13 protein-coding genes are annotated in these 12,602 nt (G+C 67.6%); 9 read left to right on the top strand and 4 right to left on the bottom strand.

The features are described 5' to 3' along the window. Nucleotides 1-268: 268 nt before the first annotated feature. Complete coding sequence (locus AC1DEL_RS21240) at nt 269-1,591, top strand: GGDEF domain-containing protein (protein WP_441593266.1); 1,323 nt, start codon at nt 269-271, stop codon at nt 1,589-1,591. Nucleotides 1,592-1,742: 151 nt separating this feature from the next. Then, a complete protein-coding gene (locus AC1DEL_RS21235) occupies nt 1,743-1,874 on the top strand; it encodes an entericidin A/B family lipoprotein (protein WP_092296698.1) in 132 nt (43 codons plus the stop codon). A 115-nt stretch (nt 1,875-1,989) separates the two neighbouring features. Here the strand turns inward: AC1DEL_RS21235 and AC1DEL_RS21230 are convergent, their stop codons facing one another. Genes AC1DEL_RS21230 through AC1DEL_RS21220 form a run of 3 tightly spaced genes read right to left on the bottom strand, consistent with a single transcriptional unit; the run spans nt 1,990 to nt 4,921 of the window. Next, nucleotides 1,990-2,631 carry a bifunctional 4-hydroxy-2-oxoglutarate aldolase/2-dehydro-3-deoxy-phosphogluconate aldolase gene (locus AC1DEL_RS21230; protein ID WP_092296701.1) on the bottom strand — a complete coding sequence of 214 codons (642 nt, stop codon included), beginning with the start codon at nt 2,629-2,631 and terminating at the stop codon, nt 1,990-1,992. A gap of 58 nt (nt 2,632-2,689) precedes the next feature. After that, entirely contained in the window at nt 2,690-3,625 is a 936-nt protein-coding gene (locus tag AC1DEL_RS21225; protein WP_441593269.1) for a sugar kinase, read from the bottom strand. A 15-nt stretch (nt 3,626-3,640) separates the two neighbouring features. Continuing rightward, the gene (locus AC1DEL_RS21220; RefSeq protein ID WP_092296707.1) at nt 3,641-4,921 is read right to left on the bottom strand and encodes an amino acid deaminase; all 1,281 of its coding nucleotides are present in this window, start codon (nt 4,919-4,921) and stop codon (nt 3,641-3,643) included. Between the two features lie 126 nt (nt 4,922-5,047). Between AC1DEL_RS21220 and AC1DEL_RS21215 the strand changes: the two genes are divergently transcribed. From AC1DEL_RS21215 to AC1DEL_RS21185, 7 genes are all read left to right on the top strand, one after another. Next, nucleotides 5,048-5,950, top strand: coding sequence for a MurR/RpiR family transcriptional regulator (locus AC1DEL_RS21215; RefSeq protein WP_441593273.1), 903 nt, complete (start codon nt 5,048-5,050; stop codon nt 5,948-5,950). Nucleotides 5,951-5,952: 2 nt separating this feature from the next. After that, nucleotides 5,953-7,416 carry an N-acyl-D-amino-acid deacylase family protein gene (locus AC1DEL_RS21210; protein ID WP_092296713.1) on the top strand — a complete coding sequence of 488 codons (1,464 nt, stop codon included), beginning with the start codon at nt 5,953-5,955 and terminating at the stop codon, nt 7,414-7,416. A gap of 32 nt (nt 7,417-7,448) precedes the next feature. After that, the gene (locus AC1DEL_RS21205; protein ID WP_477110565.1) at nt 7,449-7,841 is read left to right on the top strand and encodes a RidA family protein; all 393 of its coding nucleotides are present in this window, start codon (nt 7,449-7,451) and stop codon (nt 7,839-7,841) included. A 116-nt stretch (nt 7,842-7,957) separates the two neighbouring features. After that, entirely contained in the window at nt 7,958-9,319 is a 1,362-nt protein-coding gene (locus tag AC1DEL_RS21200; protein WP_092296719.1) for a GntP family permease, read from the top strand. Between the two features lie 126 nt (nt 9,320-9,445). Next, nucleotides 9,446-10,627, top strand: coding sequence for an ABC transporter substrate-binding protein (locus AC1DEL_RS21195; protein WP_477159174.1), 1,182 nt, complete (start codon nt 9,446-9,448; stop codon nt 10,625-10,627). A 123-nt stretch (nt 10,628-10,750) separates the two neighbouring features. After that, complete coding sequence (locus AC1DEL_RS21190; protein ID WP_477145026.1) at nt 10,751-12,013, top strand: PQQ-dependent sugar dehydrogenase; 1,263 nt, start codon at nt 10,751-10,753, stop codon at nt 12,011-12,013. Further along, nucleotides 12,010-12,330 carry a c-type cytochrome gene (locus AC1DEL_RS21185; protein ID WP_369823487.1) on the top strand — a complete coding sequence of 107 codons (321 nt, stop codon included), beginning with the start codon at nt 12,010-12,012 and terminating at the stop codon, nt 12,328-12,330. Before AC1DEL_RS21190 ends, AC1DEL_RS21185 begins: the two co-directional genes overlap by 4 nt. Here the strand turns inward: AC1DEL_RS21185 and AC1DEL_RS21180 are convergent. After that, a complete protein-coding gene (locus AC1DEL_RS21180; RefSeq protein WP_143093916.1) occupies nt 12,309-12,596 on the bottom strand; it encodes a hypothetical protein in 288 nt (95 codons plus the stop codon). The two genes, AC1DEL_RS21185 and AC1DEL_RS21180, sit on opposite strands and share 22 nt — an antisense overlap. Nucleotides 12,597-12,602 lie beyond the last annotated feature (6 nt).

Below are 12,602 nucleotides of genomic sequence, written 5' to 3'. Positions count from 1 at the left end.
CAAGACGACTTTTGTAGCGACATGCGATTCGTTGTGCAGAATCAAACATCGCTGTTACGCACTGTGCACGTGGACCTAGCCGTTCTCCTAGTTCTACGCGGCTGCCGTATGATCTGCCTTGCAGCATCCGCAGTACCACGCAGTCGCTAACAAAATCGAGCGGCGCCAGCAGAGCGCCCCGAAAGATGGAATGCATGAACGGGAACGCAAAACGGGTATTGCCGGTGGCTGATGTCTGCCACGGCCTCTACGGCGCCGCGAGTCACTGATGAGCGCGGACACTCACGACACGCCACCAGCCATGGACGGCAACCGCGCGGCCCAGCCGGCGGTGTTCATTGCCGCGCTGGACGAACATCGCGCGCAGGTCGGCACGGCCCATCCTCTGGCCGTGCTGGTCATCCGCCTCGACCGCTTCCAGCATGCCTGCGACACCCTCGGTCCGGCGCGCGCCAATCTGCTGCGCGCAGAGGTCAAGTCGCGGGTGGCCAGCCTCGCCACCATGCCGGCCGTGATGCAATGGCTGGGCCCGGCCGATCTCGGCGTTGCCTGCCTGCTCCCCGAGGGCACGGACGACCCCGGCTGCCTGAGCATGACGATTGCAGCCGTGCTGGGCCGGCCCTATCTGGTCGATGGTTTCGAATTGTTTCTGTCGTGCAGCATCGGCGCGGCGATGGATCACCCCGACAGCGCCACCGAACGCAACCTGCAGCAGGCCTTCGACGCCATGCTGCAGATCAACCGGCGCGGCGGCGACGGCGTTGGCCGCGCCAGCCTGCCCACGCCCCCGCGCATGGCACCGCTGCTCGCCGCCCTGCCCCATGCCATCGCCCGGGGCGAACTGAGCCTGCATCTGCAGCCCCGCGCGTTACTTTCCACCGCCAAGATCGTCGCCTACACGGTGCGGCTGCGCTGGCAGCACGCGGTGCTGGGCCGCATTGCGCCGCACGACTTCCTGCCCGCCGTCGAGGCACTCGGCATGATGGACGAGATGGGGCAATGGATTCTTCAGCAACTGCTGCCCCTGATGCGGGCCACGGAGACCGTGGCGCCGGTGCCCTTCACGCTGCTGGCGTCAAGCTCGCAGTTGCAGTCGCCCGGCAGCATCGACATGCTGCGCCGGGCCGTCGAGGCCTACGGCGTGGGCCCCGGCCGGCTGTGTGTGGAGGTGCCGGTGAGCATCGTGCCGGACAGTCCGGAGACCGCCCACAAGGCTACGCTGCTGCATGACACCGGCATCGGCATGGCGCTCAGCGACTTCACCGACAACGCAGCAAGCCTGCGCGCACTGGAAATCACCCGGCCCGATGTGGTCACGCTCGATGCGCGCCATCTGGGGCACGCTACCCGCAGCGGCGACATCGCCGCCCACCTGCGCGCGGCGTGCGTGCTGGCCCACGCGCATGGCGTACCGGTCTGTGCCAAGGGCGTGGAGACGCGCACCCAGCTGGAGGCCGTGCGCGACTGGGGCTGCGACAGCGTCCAGGGCTATCTGCTCGCCCAGCCCTTCCCCGCGCACTGGCTGGCGCAGACCCACGCGGCCATCGTGGACCGCGCGCGGCAACTGCTCGGCCCCGGCCTTCGCCCTTGATCGGGCACGGTGCCGGAGGGCCTGTTTGTCAGCCGTTTGTAGCCGTTTGTCAGCGTTTTCCTACTTACAAATTGGCACACATCCTGCATCGAGATCGATTGGGGCGACGGTAGAATGTGCCCACTTCTCACTATCCCTAAAGGAGCCACTCGTGAAAAAAGGATGGATCTGGTGCGTACTGTGTGCCACCCTGCTGGCAGGTTGCAACACCATGGCCGGCGTCGGCCAGGACGTGCAGAAGGGCGGTCAGAAACTCGAGAACTCCGCTGAAAAGGCGAAGTAAACGCTCTCCAGCCGAGGCGCCGTAGCGGGCGCTCCGAGGACTAAAAAAGCCGACCGGGAATGAATTCCCGATCGGCTTTGTAGTTTTTACTCCCCGCTTTCCAGCGGTCGGGCGATCAGCCCTTGCAGAGCCGTGCGGCTTCCTCGGCCAGCTTGCGGATGCGGCCCCAGTCCTTGGCGGCCACGGCGTCCTTGGGCACGACCCACGAGCCGCCCACGCACACCACGTTCGGCAGCGCCAGGTAGTGCTGGGCCTTGATGAGGTCGATCCCGCCGGTCGGGCAGAACTTGAGCTGCGCCAGCGGCCCGTACAGCGACTTCAGCATCGGCACGCCGCCGGCTGCCTCGGCCGGGAAGAACTTCAGGAAGGTGAAGCCGGATTCCAGCGCCGCCATGGCCTCGCTGGCAGTCGCTACGCCCGGCAACAGCGTGATGCCCGCGCCTTGCGCGCCATCGGCCAGCTTGCGCGTCAGGCCGGGCGAGACCGCGAACTGGGCGCCGGCGTCGCGTACGGCGTGAAGCTGTTCCACGGTCAGCACCGTGCCGGCACCCACCACGGCCTGCGGCAGCGCCTTGGCCACGGCCTGGATGGCCTCCAGGGCGACCGGCGTGCGCAGCGTGATCTCCAGCAGCGGCAGGCCGCCGGCGACGAGCGCCTCGCTGACGTGCAGCGCGTCGTCCACCGAGTGGTATTCCAGCACCGGAATCACCGGCACATTGACGAGTCGTTCTAGCAGCGGGGAAGGTTGATTTGGCATGACAGTCCCGATGTTGGGTGGCAAATATGGGGGGCGAAGCACGCCCGTCTGGTTCCAGTCAGGCAATCACCGACACGGATTGTTCCAGGCGCGCCTGCACGGTATCGGCGCGCGGGATCGGCGCGACCGCGCCGTAGCCCGTAGTGGACAGCGCAGCCGCCACGTTGGCGTAGCGCGCGGCATCGAACGGATCCGCGCCCGCAGCCAGCCGGGCGATGAAGCTCCCGCCGAAGCAATCGCCCGCGCCGGTGGCGTCGAGCGGCCGCACCGGGTACGGCGGCACCAGCGAGCGCGCCTCGGGCGTGGCCACGTAGCTGCCCTCCTCGCCCAGCTTCAGCGCCACCAGCCCGATGCCGCAGCCGAGCAGGTAATCGACGATGGCATCGCGGTCGTCCAGCCCCGTGAGCACGGTAATGTCGTCCCAGCTCGGCAGGCAGACGTCGGTCAGCGAAAACGCCTCGCGCATGATGCCGCGCGCGCGGGCCAGCGACCACAGCCGCAGCCGCAGGTTGGTATCGAGCGACACCTGCGTGCCGCCCTTGCGCGCGTGCTCCATCGCGGCCAGCCCGGCGTCGCAGGCGCTGGTGCTGATGGCCAGGCTGATGCCGGACAGGTGCAGGAAGCGCGCCTGGGCAATCGCCGCCAGCGGCAGCTGGTCATGGTGGTAGCGGCTCGCGGCCGAGCCTTCGCGCAGATAGTCGAAACGGTGGCCGTGGCTGTCGTGCGAGACGAAATAGACGCCCGTGGGCGCCGCCGCATTCACGCTGACGTGCCGCGTATCCACGCGCTCGGTAGTCCAGAGGGCCAGCAGGCGCTCGCCGAAGCTGTCGGCGCCCACCGCGCTGATGTAGCCGGTGGTGGCGCCCTGCCGCGCGGCGGCGATGCAGAAGTTCGAGGTGTCGCCGCCAAAGCCTTGCAGGTAGCGGCTGGCGTCGTCGGGCTGCTGGTTGAATTCCACCAGCGGCTCGCCGTAGGCAAGAATGTCGATGCTCATGTCGCAGGGTCTCCCTCAGAAGAACGTCTGCACGATGTCGATGACGCGCAACTGGTCGTCCAGCACGGGGATGTGCCGCCACTTGTCGAACGTCAGGCAGGGATGCGAGATGTCGAAGGCAATCATATCCCCGACGCGCACATCGTCGCCAGCCTGAATCTGCAAATAGGCATGCTGGTCCATCATGCCGGTCACCTGCCAGTGCGCCGGGGTGTCCACCGGGGCGTCCGTGCCGGGCCGGTACAGGCGCGCGGGAATCGGCATGCCGGCGTCGAACGCGGCATCGCGCTTGCCCATGCCGATGATCGCGCGCGTCGGCTCGGGAATCGACTGCACATAGGCCCAGAGCTGCAGCGCGGGCAGCAGCCCCTCGCGCATCTGCTGCGCCACGGGGTTGTTGGCCAGGATGCGCGTCTGCGCGGCACGGTAGATGCCCACGTCGTGGGTCAGGTAGCAGCCGGGACGCAGCACGATGTCGATGGGGGCGCCGATGTCGGTCCGCGAGAACTCCTCGGCCACCACGTCATACCAGGCCGAGCCCGCGCCCGACATGACCACTGGGCTGCGGCTGAAGCGGCCTTCGGCGGCCAGCTGGCGCGTCACGGCCACAGTGCGCCGCAGGAAGGCGCGGATGTCGGCCTCCTGCTGGAGCACGCCTTCGTAGACTTCCACGCCGGCCAGCGCGAGCGCGTCGGGCCAGCGCGCCAACGCGTCCATCACGGCCTGCTGCTGGGCGGCGTCGCGCACGCCAGTACGGCCACCCTCCACGCCCAGTTCCACCAATACTTGCAGCTTCTGGCCGCGCGCACGGAAAAACGCGCCGAGCTGATCGACGAGATCCGCTGAATCGACGAGCGAGAAGAATTCGAAGGAAGGATCGCGCAGCAGGTCCGCCACGATCTCCATATTGCGGCGGCCAACCAGCTGGTTGGCCATCAGCACGCGTTTCACACCATGCGCGGCGGCGGCGGCGGTCTGGTGCGCGGTGGCCAGGGTGATGCCCCAGGCACCTTCCTGCAACTGTCGCGCGAACAGCTTGGGCGCCATGGTGGTCTTGCCATGCGGCGCCAGCTGCACCCCGTATTCACCCATGAAGCGGCGCATCCATGTGAGGTTGTGCGCGAGACGTTCCTCATAGAGCACAGCCGCGGGCAGGCTCAGGTCCTCCCACAACAGGTTCCAGCCGACCTGGCTGGCGTTTGCGGGGGCCAGCGGGGTGTCCATCCGGCCCAGCGCCTTGTTCAGCGGATCGATGATTCCGGCTTGGTATTCACCCTGATACTTTGTCTCACGCATGCTGTCATCACCCCGCAAAAATTCTGATTGACGTAATCATAGCCTTGAAACTACGATATTTCATCCTTGTTATAAAGTAACATGCCTCGCCCGACAGCCCTGCCGGGGGACGCGCATCCGCCCGCCATGACCGCGCCTTTCGACATCCTGACCCGCATTGCCGAACGTGGCCCCGCGCTGCGCCTGGCCGAGCAGAAGGTCGCCCAGGTGATCCTGGAAGACCTGGCCGGCGCGGCGGCGGCCAGCATCAATGAACTGGCGCGCAAGGCGGCGGTGAGCGAGGCCAGTGTCACGCGCTTCGCCAAGGCCATCGGCTGCCGCGATGTGCGCGACCTGAAGCTGCGGCTGGCCCAGGCCACCGCGGTGGGCTCGCGCTTCCTGCAGCCGGTGCCGCTGGCGGAGCCCGGGGCGCCCGCCTCGCTGGCAGAAAGCATTCACGCCGATGTCATCAACACGCTGGAGGTCAATCGCAAGCTGATCGACCCTGAACGCATCGGCATCGCCGCGCGGCTGTTGCTGGACGCGCGCATGGTCTACGCTTTTGGCATGGGTGGCGGCTCGACGTTCATGGCCGACGAGGCGCGCTACCGGCTGGCGCGGCTCGGCCACCCCGTGGCCTCGTATCAGGACGCGGTCCTCCAGAAGATGGTGGCAGCCACGCTGACGCGCGACGACGTGGTCCTGGCGTTCTCGGCGAGCGGCAACATGCCCGAGATGCTGGCCAGCTGCGACATCGCGCGCGAGTACGGCGCCCGGCTGATCGCCGTGACGGCGCTCGGTTCGCCGCTGGCGGCGCGTGCCGATGTGCTGCTGCCCGTGCGCTCGCTGGAGACGGATTTCATCTTCAAGCCATCGGCCTCGCGCTACGCAATGCTGCTGGTGCTCGACGTGCTCGCCACGCGCCTGGCCCTGCTGACGCAGGAACAGAGTGCCGAGAAGCTGCGCCGCCTCAAATACGTGCTCGACGCCCACCGCGGCGTGAGCCAGGACAGCGACGGGCCGGACAGCCGCCAGCCGCTGGGAGACTGACCATGCCACACCTGTTCGACACCCTGATCCGCCTCGTGAGCCTGATCGACGGCTCGGGCGCCGCGCCCCGGCTGGCCGACGTGGGCATCCGCGACGGCCGCATCACGCGCATCGACGCCCCCGGCGCCATCGACCCGGACACCGCCTCCCACGTGGTGGAAGGCCACGGGATGGTGCTCTCGCCCGGCTTTATCGACGTCCACACGCACGACGACACCAACGTGGTCCGCCAGCCCGAGATGACGCCGAAGATCTCGCAGGGCGTGACGACGGTGATCGTCGGCAACTGCGGCATCAGCGCGGCGCCGGTCACGCTGGCGGGCGATCCGCCCGATCCGATGAACCTGCTGGGCCGCGCCGAGGCGTTTCGCTACCCGAGCTTCCAGGCCTATGTCGAGGCCGTCAACGCGGCGCAGCCGGCCGTCAATGTGGCCGCGCTGGTCGGCCACACGGCCCTGCGCAGCAACCATATGGACCGGCTCGACCGCGCCGCCACCCCCGACGAGACCGCCGCGATGCGCGCGCAGTTGGAGGAAGCCCTGACCCACGGCGCCCTGGGCCTCTCCACCGGGCTGGCCTACGCCAACGCCTTCTGCGCGCCGACCGAGGAAGTCCTCGCCCTGGCGGAGCCACTCGCGGACGCCGGCGCGCTCTACGCCACCCACCTGCGCAGCGAGTTCGCCGAGATCCTCGACGCCATGGACGAAGCCTTCCGCATCGGCCGCCATGCGCGCGTGCCGGTGGTCATCTCGCACCTGAAATGCGCCGGCGTGCCCAACTGGGGCCGCAGCGGCGAGGTGCTGGACGCGCTGGAAGGCGCCCAGCGCTGGCAGCCGGTGGGCTGCGACTGCTATCCGTACACGGCCAGCTCGTCCACGCTCGACCTCAAGCAGGTGACCAGCGATTTCGACATCCAGGTCACGTGGTCGGAGTCGCACCCGGCCATGGGCGGCCGCCTGCTGGCCGACATCGCCGCCGAGTGGAATGTCGATCTGGAGGAAGCCGCGCGGCGACTGCAACCGGCCGGCGCGGTCTACCACTGCATGGAAGATGCCGATGTGGACCGCATCCTGCGCCATCCGGCCACGGTGGTCGGCTCCGACGGCCTGCCCAATGACCCGCTGCCGCACCCTCGTCTCTGGGGCGCGTTTCCGCGCGTGCTGGGCCACTACGCGCGCGACCGCGAGCTATTTCCGCTGAGCGTGGCCGTCAACAAGATGACCGGCCTCTCCGCCGAGCGCTTCGGGCTGACCGGGCGCGGCTTCGTGCGCGAAGGCTACTGGGCCGACCTGGTCCTGTTCGACGCCGCCACGATCCGGGACGCCGCCAGCTTCACCGACCCCATGCAGCCCGCCGAGGGCATCGCGGCGGTCTGGGTCAACGGCGAGCTGTCGTGGCAGCAGCGCGAGGCCACCGGCGTGCGCGCCGGCCGCTTCCTGCCGCGCGGCCCCCGCGCCACGGCCTGACCCCTTTCATCATTCAGTAAACAGGAGTTTTCATGGACATCAAGCGTTTCGGCGTGGAAGGCGGCACGGGCCAGGGCGGTTCGCACATGCCGTTCGCCCGCGCGGTAGCCGCCGACGGCTGGCTCTACGTATCCGGCCAGGTGCCGATGGTGGGCGGCGAGGTGATCGACGGCGGCATCGTGGCGCAGAGCCACCAGGCCATCAAGAACGTGCTGGCGATCCTGGCCGAGGCCGGCTACGGCCCCGAGCACGTGGTGCGCTGCGGCGTCTGGCTGGACGACGCCCGCGACTTCACCTCGTTCAACAAGATCTTCAAGGAATACTTCGGCGCCAACCCGCCGGCCCGCGCCTGCGTGCAGTCCAGCATGGTGGTGGACTGCAAGGTCGAAGTGGACTGCATTGCCTACAGGAAAACCGCGGCATAAGCCCGCACGGTGAGCCAACCGATTTATCAACCCGGCCGCTAAGCCCCACAGGAATAGCGGCCTTTTCATAGCGGAAGCGGACCGTCCTCCGGACGGCACCCGCGCAAGGAGACAATATGGGTGCCGTAACAGGAACCACACTCCTGGTTTATGCGCTGATCGCCGTGATCGCGCTGGTCATACTGATCGCCAGGTTCAAGCTCAACCCGTTCATCACGCTGGTGATAGTGTCCGTCGCGCTCGGCTTTGCCGTGGGCATGCCGATGGGCGACATCATCAAGTCGTTCGAGGCCGGCGTGGGCGGCACGCTGGGCCACATCGCGCTGGTGATCGGGCTGGGCACCATGCTCGGCAAGATGATGGCCGAGTCGGGCGGCGCCGAGCGCATCGCGCTGACGCTGATCGACTTCTTCGGCGAGAAGAACGTGCACTGGGCCATGGTGACCATCGCGTTCATCGTCGGCCTGCCGGTGTTCTTCGAGGTCGGCTTCGTGCTGCTGGTGCCGATCGCCTTCAACGTGGCCAAGCGCACCGGTACCTCGATGGTGCTGGTGGGCATTCCGATGGTGGCCGGCCTGTCCGTGGTGCACGGGCTGATCCCGCCCCACCCGGCTGCGCTGCTGGCCGTGACGGCCTATGGCGCCGACATCGGCAAGACCATCATGTACGCGCTGATCGTGGGCGTGCCCACGGCCGCCATCGCCGGCCCGCTGTTCGCCAAGCTGATGGACCGCTACGTGAAGCTGCCCGATGTGAACCCGCTGGCCGCGCAGTTCACCGAGGAAGACGAGGGCGTCAAGGCCACGCACGCCCTGCCGAGCTTCGGCATCACGGTGTTCACCATCCTGCTGCCGGTGATGCTGATGCTGATCGGTAGCTGGGCCGACCTGTTCACCACGCCGAAGACCTTCGCCAACGACTTCCTGAAGCTGATCGGCAACTCGGTGATGGCGCTGCTGATCGCCGCACTGGTGAGCTTCTACACCTTCGGCAAGGCACGCGGCTTCAGCCGCGAGATGATCCTGAAGTTCACCAACGAGTGCGTGGCCCCCACGGCCATCATCACGCTGGTGGTGGGCGCCGGCGGCGGCTTTGGCCGCATCCTGCGCGACTCGGGCATCTCCACGTCCATCGTGGACGTGGCGACCAGCGCCCACGTGTCCGTGCTGGTGCTGGGCTGGCTGGTGGCGGTGATGATCCGTATCGCCACGGGCTCGGCCACGGTGGCCATGACCACGGCCGCCGGCATCGTCGCCCCGATCGCCGCCAGCGTGCCGGGCACCCGCCCGGAACTGCTGGTGCTCTCCACGGGCGCCGGATCGCTGATCCTCTCGCACGTGAACGACGGCGGCTTCTGGCTGGTGAAGGAGTACTTCAACATGTCCGTGGCGCAGACGTTCAAGACCTGGTCGGTCTGCGAAACCATCATCTCGGTGGTGGCGCTGGGCCTGACGCTGGCCCTGGCAACGGTGGTCTGAGCCTTGGTTTTCCCCCTCTCCCGCCTGCGGGAGGGGGAGCGAAACACGGGATTGCGCACAGCCGCCCTCCCCCCTACACTCCCGTTCGATGCGGTCGCCTAGTACCGCACTTTTCGGGAGACTTCGATGACCTTCACCCCGCTGCGGCGCGCCGTCCTGGCGTGCGGCGCCCTCGCCGTCCTGGCATTCCCCGCTTCCAGCTTTGCGGCCGATCCGGTCAAGATCGGGCTGATCGCCCCGTTCTCGGGCAGCTTTGCCGACTACGGCAAGCAGATGGAAGGCGGCGTCAAGGCCTGGCAGAAGCTCCACGGCGACACCGTGGGCGGCCGCAAGATCGAAGTCATCCTCAAGGACACCACCGGCCCGGTGCCGGACGTGGCCAAGCGCCTGGCCCAGGAACTGGTGGTGCGCGACAAGGTGGACATCCTGGCCGGCTTCGGCCTCACGCCCGAGGCGCTGGCCGTGGCGCCCATCGCCGAGCAGGCGAAAAAGCCGATGGTGATCTTCAACGCGGCCTCCTCCGTCATCACCACCAAGTCGAACTACATCGCACGGGTGTCGATGACGCTGCCGCAGATCTCGGCGCCGATGGCGACCTGGGCGGTGCGCAACAACATCCGCAAGGTGGTCACGCTGGTGGCGGACTACGCGCCCGGCATCGACGCCGAAACCGCGTTCAAGACCAACTTCCTGGGCGGCGGCGGGCAGATTATCGAGTCGATCCGCGTGCCGCTGCGCAACCCCGAGTTCGCGCCCTTCATCCAGCGCATCAAGGACGCCAAGCCGGAGGCCGTGTTCCTGTTCCTGCCCGCCGGCGAGCAAGGCGTGGCCTTCATGAAGGGCTTCCGGGAGCGCGGCCTGGCCGCCGCCGGCATCCGCGTGATTGCCACGGGCGACCTGACCGACGACCACGTGCTGCCGGCCATGGGCGACGCCACGCTGGGCGTGATCACCTCGTTCCACTACTCCGCCGCCCATGATTCGAAGGAAAACAAGGCGTTCCTGAAGGCGTTTGCCGAGGCCAACCCGGGCGCCGGCCGGCCCAACTTCATGGCCGTGGCCGCCTTCGACGGCATGGCCGCCATCTACGAAGCCCTGAAGAAAACCAACGGCGTCACGGACGGCGACAAGTTCCTGGCGGCGCTCAAGGGCATGAAGATCCAGAGCCCGCGCGGCGCCATCACCATCGACCCGGCCACGCGCGACGTGGTGCAGACGGTCTACATCCGCAAGGTGGAAAAGGTCAACGGGGAGCTCTACAACGTCGAGTTCGACAARTTCGASGGSGTGAAGGAYTCCGGCAAGTAAGCCTGCCCGGCGGCGGCCGTCCTGAAAATCTTTTATTGCGTCGTCAAGAAAGTGCATCACGCGGGTTCCGATTCTTGACCTAAGCTGTTTGATGCACACAAGAAGAACTCCGGAGACGACAAAATGATCAGGACTGCCATATCCTCCGCGGCCGCCGCCGCGATGTTCCTGGCCCTGGCGCCTGCCATGGCCGCCCCCGACAACCTCCAGAAGCTCCAGAGCTTCAAGCCGACCGGCACCGCCACGCCGGAAACCGTGCCGCAGACCGGCACGCGCGCCGACGCCATCCGCGAGAACCTCAAGACGATCAAGCTGCCGCAGGGCTTCAAGATCGAGCTGTACGCGGTGGTGCCCGAAGCCCGCCACATGGCGGTGGAGCCGTCCACGGGCGTGGTCTTCGTCGGCACGCGCAAGACCAAGGTCTGGCAGGTGACGGACCGCAACAAGCGCCGCGTGGCGGACGACGTGGTGCAGTTCGCCAGTTCCGTCGCCTTCAAGGTGCCCAACGGCGTCTGTTTCTCCCCCGACGGCATCCTCTACGTGGCCGAGCAGAACCGCGTGCTGGCGTTCCCGGCCGCCCAGTTCTTCGGCGAGGGCGGCCCCGACGTGGCCGTCGGCGTGGTCGTGCCGCAGGGCAAGCTGGTCCCGACCGAGTTCGAGAGCTTCAACCACGGCGCGCGCGCCTGCCGCATCGGCCCGGACAAGAAGCTCTACGTGGCCCTCGGCCAGCCGTGGAACGTGCCGCCCAAGGACAAGCTGGCCACGCTCGACAAGAACGGCGTCGGCGGCATTATCCGGATCGACCAGGACGGCAAGAATCGTGAGGTCTATGCCCATGGCGTGCGTAACTCCGTGGGCCTGGACTTCAGCCCGGTCGACAAGATGCTCTGGTTCACCGATAACCAGGTGGACGGCATGGGCGACGACCAGCCCCCCGGCGAGCTGAACCGGGCCACCAAGGGCGGCCAGAACTTCGGCTTCCCGTGGTACGGCGGCGGCAAGGTCCGCACGGTCGAGTACAAGGACGCCAAGCCGCCGGCAGACGCCGTCTTCCCGGTGGTGGAGTACGCCGCCCACGCGGCCGACCTCGGCATGTCGTTCTATACCGGCAAGATGTTCCCGGCCAAGTACCAGAACGGCGTGTTCGCGGCCGAGCATGGCTCCTGGAACCGCACCAAGCCGATTGGCGCCCGCATCGTCTACACGCCGGTCAACGCCGACGGCTCGGTCGGCGCCACCGAGGTCTTCGCCGAAGGCTGGCTGACGGCCAACGGCGAGTACATGGGCCGCCCGGTGGACGTGCAGCAGTTGCAGGACGGCTCGCTGCTGGTGTCCGACGACTACGCCGGGGCGATCTACCGCATCTCCTACGCGGGGGCCAAGTGACGCGACACGGTTCGCTGACAATCGCCGCCTGGCTGGGGATGGCAATGGCCGTGGCCGGGGCTCCTGCCCTGGCCGCAGACGCCCAGGCCGGCAAGGCCCGCGCACTGCAGTGCCAGGCCTGTCATGGCCTGGACGGCAAGTCGAAGCTGCCCGAGGCGCCGCACCTGGCCGGCCAGAACGAGACCTACCTCGTGAAGGCGCTCAAGGACTACAAGACCGGCGCGCGCAAGGACGAGATGATGAACCTGATGGCCAAACCGCTGACCGACAAGGACATCGCCAACCTCGCGGCGTTCTACAGCGGCTTGAAGCCGTGACCGGAACGTTCCTTCGGCGGCGATAGCACCGAGATGGCTGACGCCGCCTCGCGCCGGATCAGCCGGATGATCAGCGCGGCGCCGGCGTTGCCGAAGTCCGGCGAGGCCGCGTTATCCAGCGCCGCCGACATCACCCCGAGCGCTTCCTGAATGCGCTCCAGTTGCCGCAGGGCCGGGGCCGACGGCGCCATCGGCCCGGGGAACCCCGGGGTGCCGAGCATGCCGGGTGTAATGGATGTCCGGGAAGACGGTTTCGGTTTGTGCATGGCGAT

It is taken from the genome of Cupriavidus sp. 10L43_2, from assembly GCF_056395265.1.
This window is presented reverse-complemented; position numbering and strand designations above follow the sequence as displayed.

What these genes read in the sequence shown, in the direction of transcription:
- AC1DEL_RS21205 (WP_477110565.1), top strand. Translation starts at nt 7,449, where the DNA reads ATGGACATCAAGCGTTTCGGCGTGGAAGGCGGCACGGGCCAGGGCGGT.
- AC1DEL_RS21220 (WP_092296707.1), bottom strand. Translation starts at nt 4,921, where the DNA reads ATGCGTGAGACAAAGTATCAGGGTGAATACCAAGCCGGAATCATCGAT.
- AC1DEL_RS21230 (WP_092296701.1), bottom strand. Translation starts at nt 2,631, where the DNA reads ATGCCAAATCAACCTTCCCCGCTGCTAGAACGACTCGTCAATGTGCCG.
- AC1DEL_RS21225 (WP_441593269.1), bottom strand. Translation starts at nt 3,625, where the DNA reads ATGAGCATCGACATTCTTGCCTACGGCGAGCCGCTGGTGGAATTCAAC.
- AC1DEL_RS21210 (WP_092296713.1), top strand. Translation starts at nt 5,953, where the DNA reads ATGCCACACCTGTTCGACACCCTGATCCGCCTCGTGAGCCTGATCGAC.
- AC1DEL_RS21215 (WP_441593273.1), top strand. Translation starts at nt 5,048, where the DNA reads ATGACCGCGCCTTTCGACATCCTGACCCGCATTGCCGAACGTGGCCCC.
- AC1DEL_RS21240 (WP_441593266.1), top strand. Translation starts at nt 269, where the DNA reads ATGAGCGCGGACACTCACGACACGCCACCAGCCATGGACGGCAACCGC.
- AC1DEL_RS21200 (WP_092296719.1), top strand. Translation starts at nt 7,958, where the DNA reads ATGGGTGCCGTAACAGGAACCACACTCCTGGTTTATGCGCTGATCGCC.
- AC1DEL_RS21180 (WP_143093916.1), bottom strand. Translation starts at nt 12,596, where the DNA reads ATGCACAAACCGAAACCGTCTTCCCGGACATCCATTACACCCGGCATG.
- AC1DEL_RS21190 (WP_477145026.1), top strand. Translation starts at nt 10,751, where the DNA reads ATGATCAGGACTGCCATATCCTCCGCGGCCGCCGCCGCGATGTTCCTG.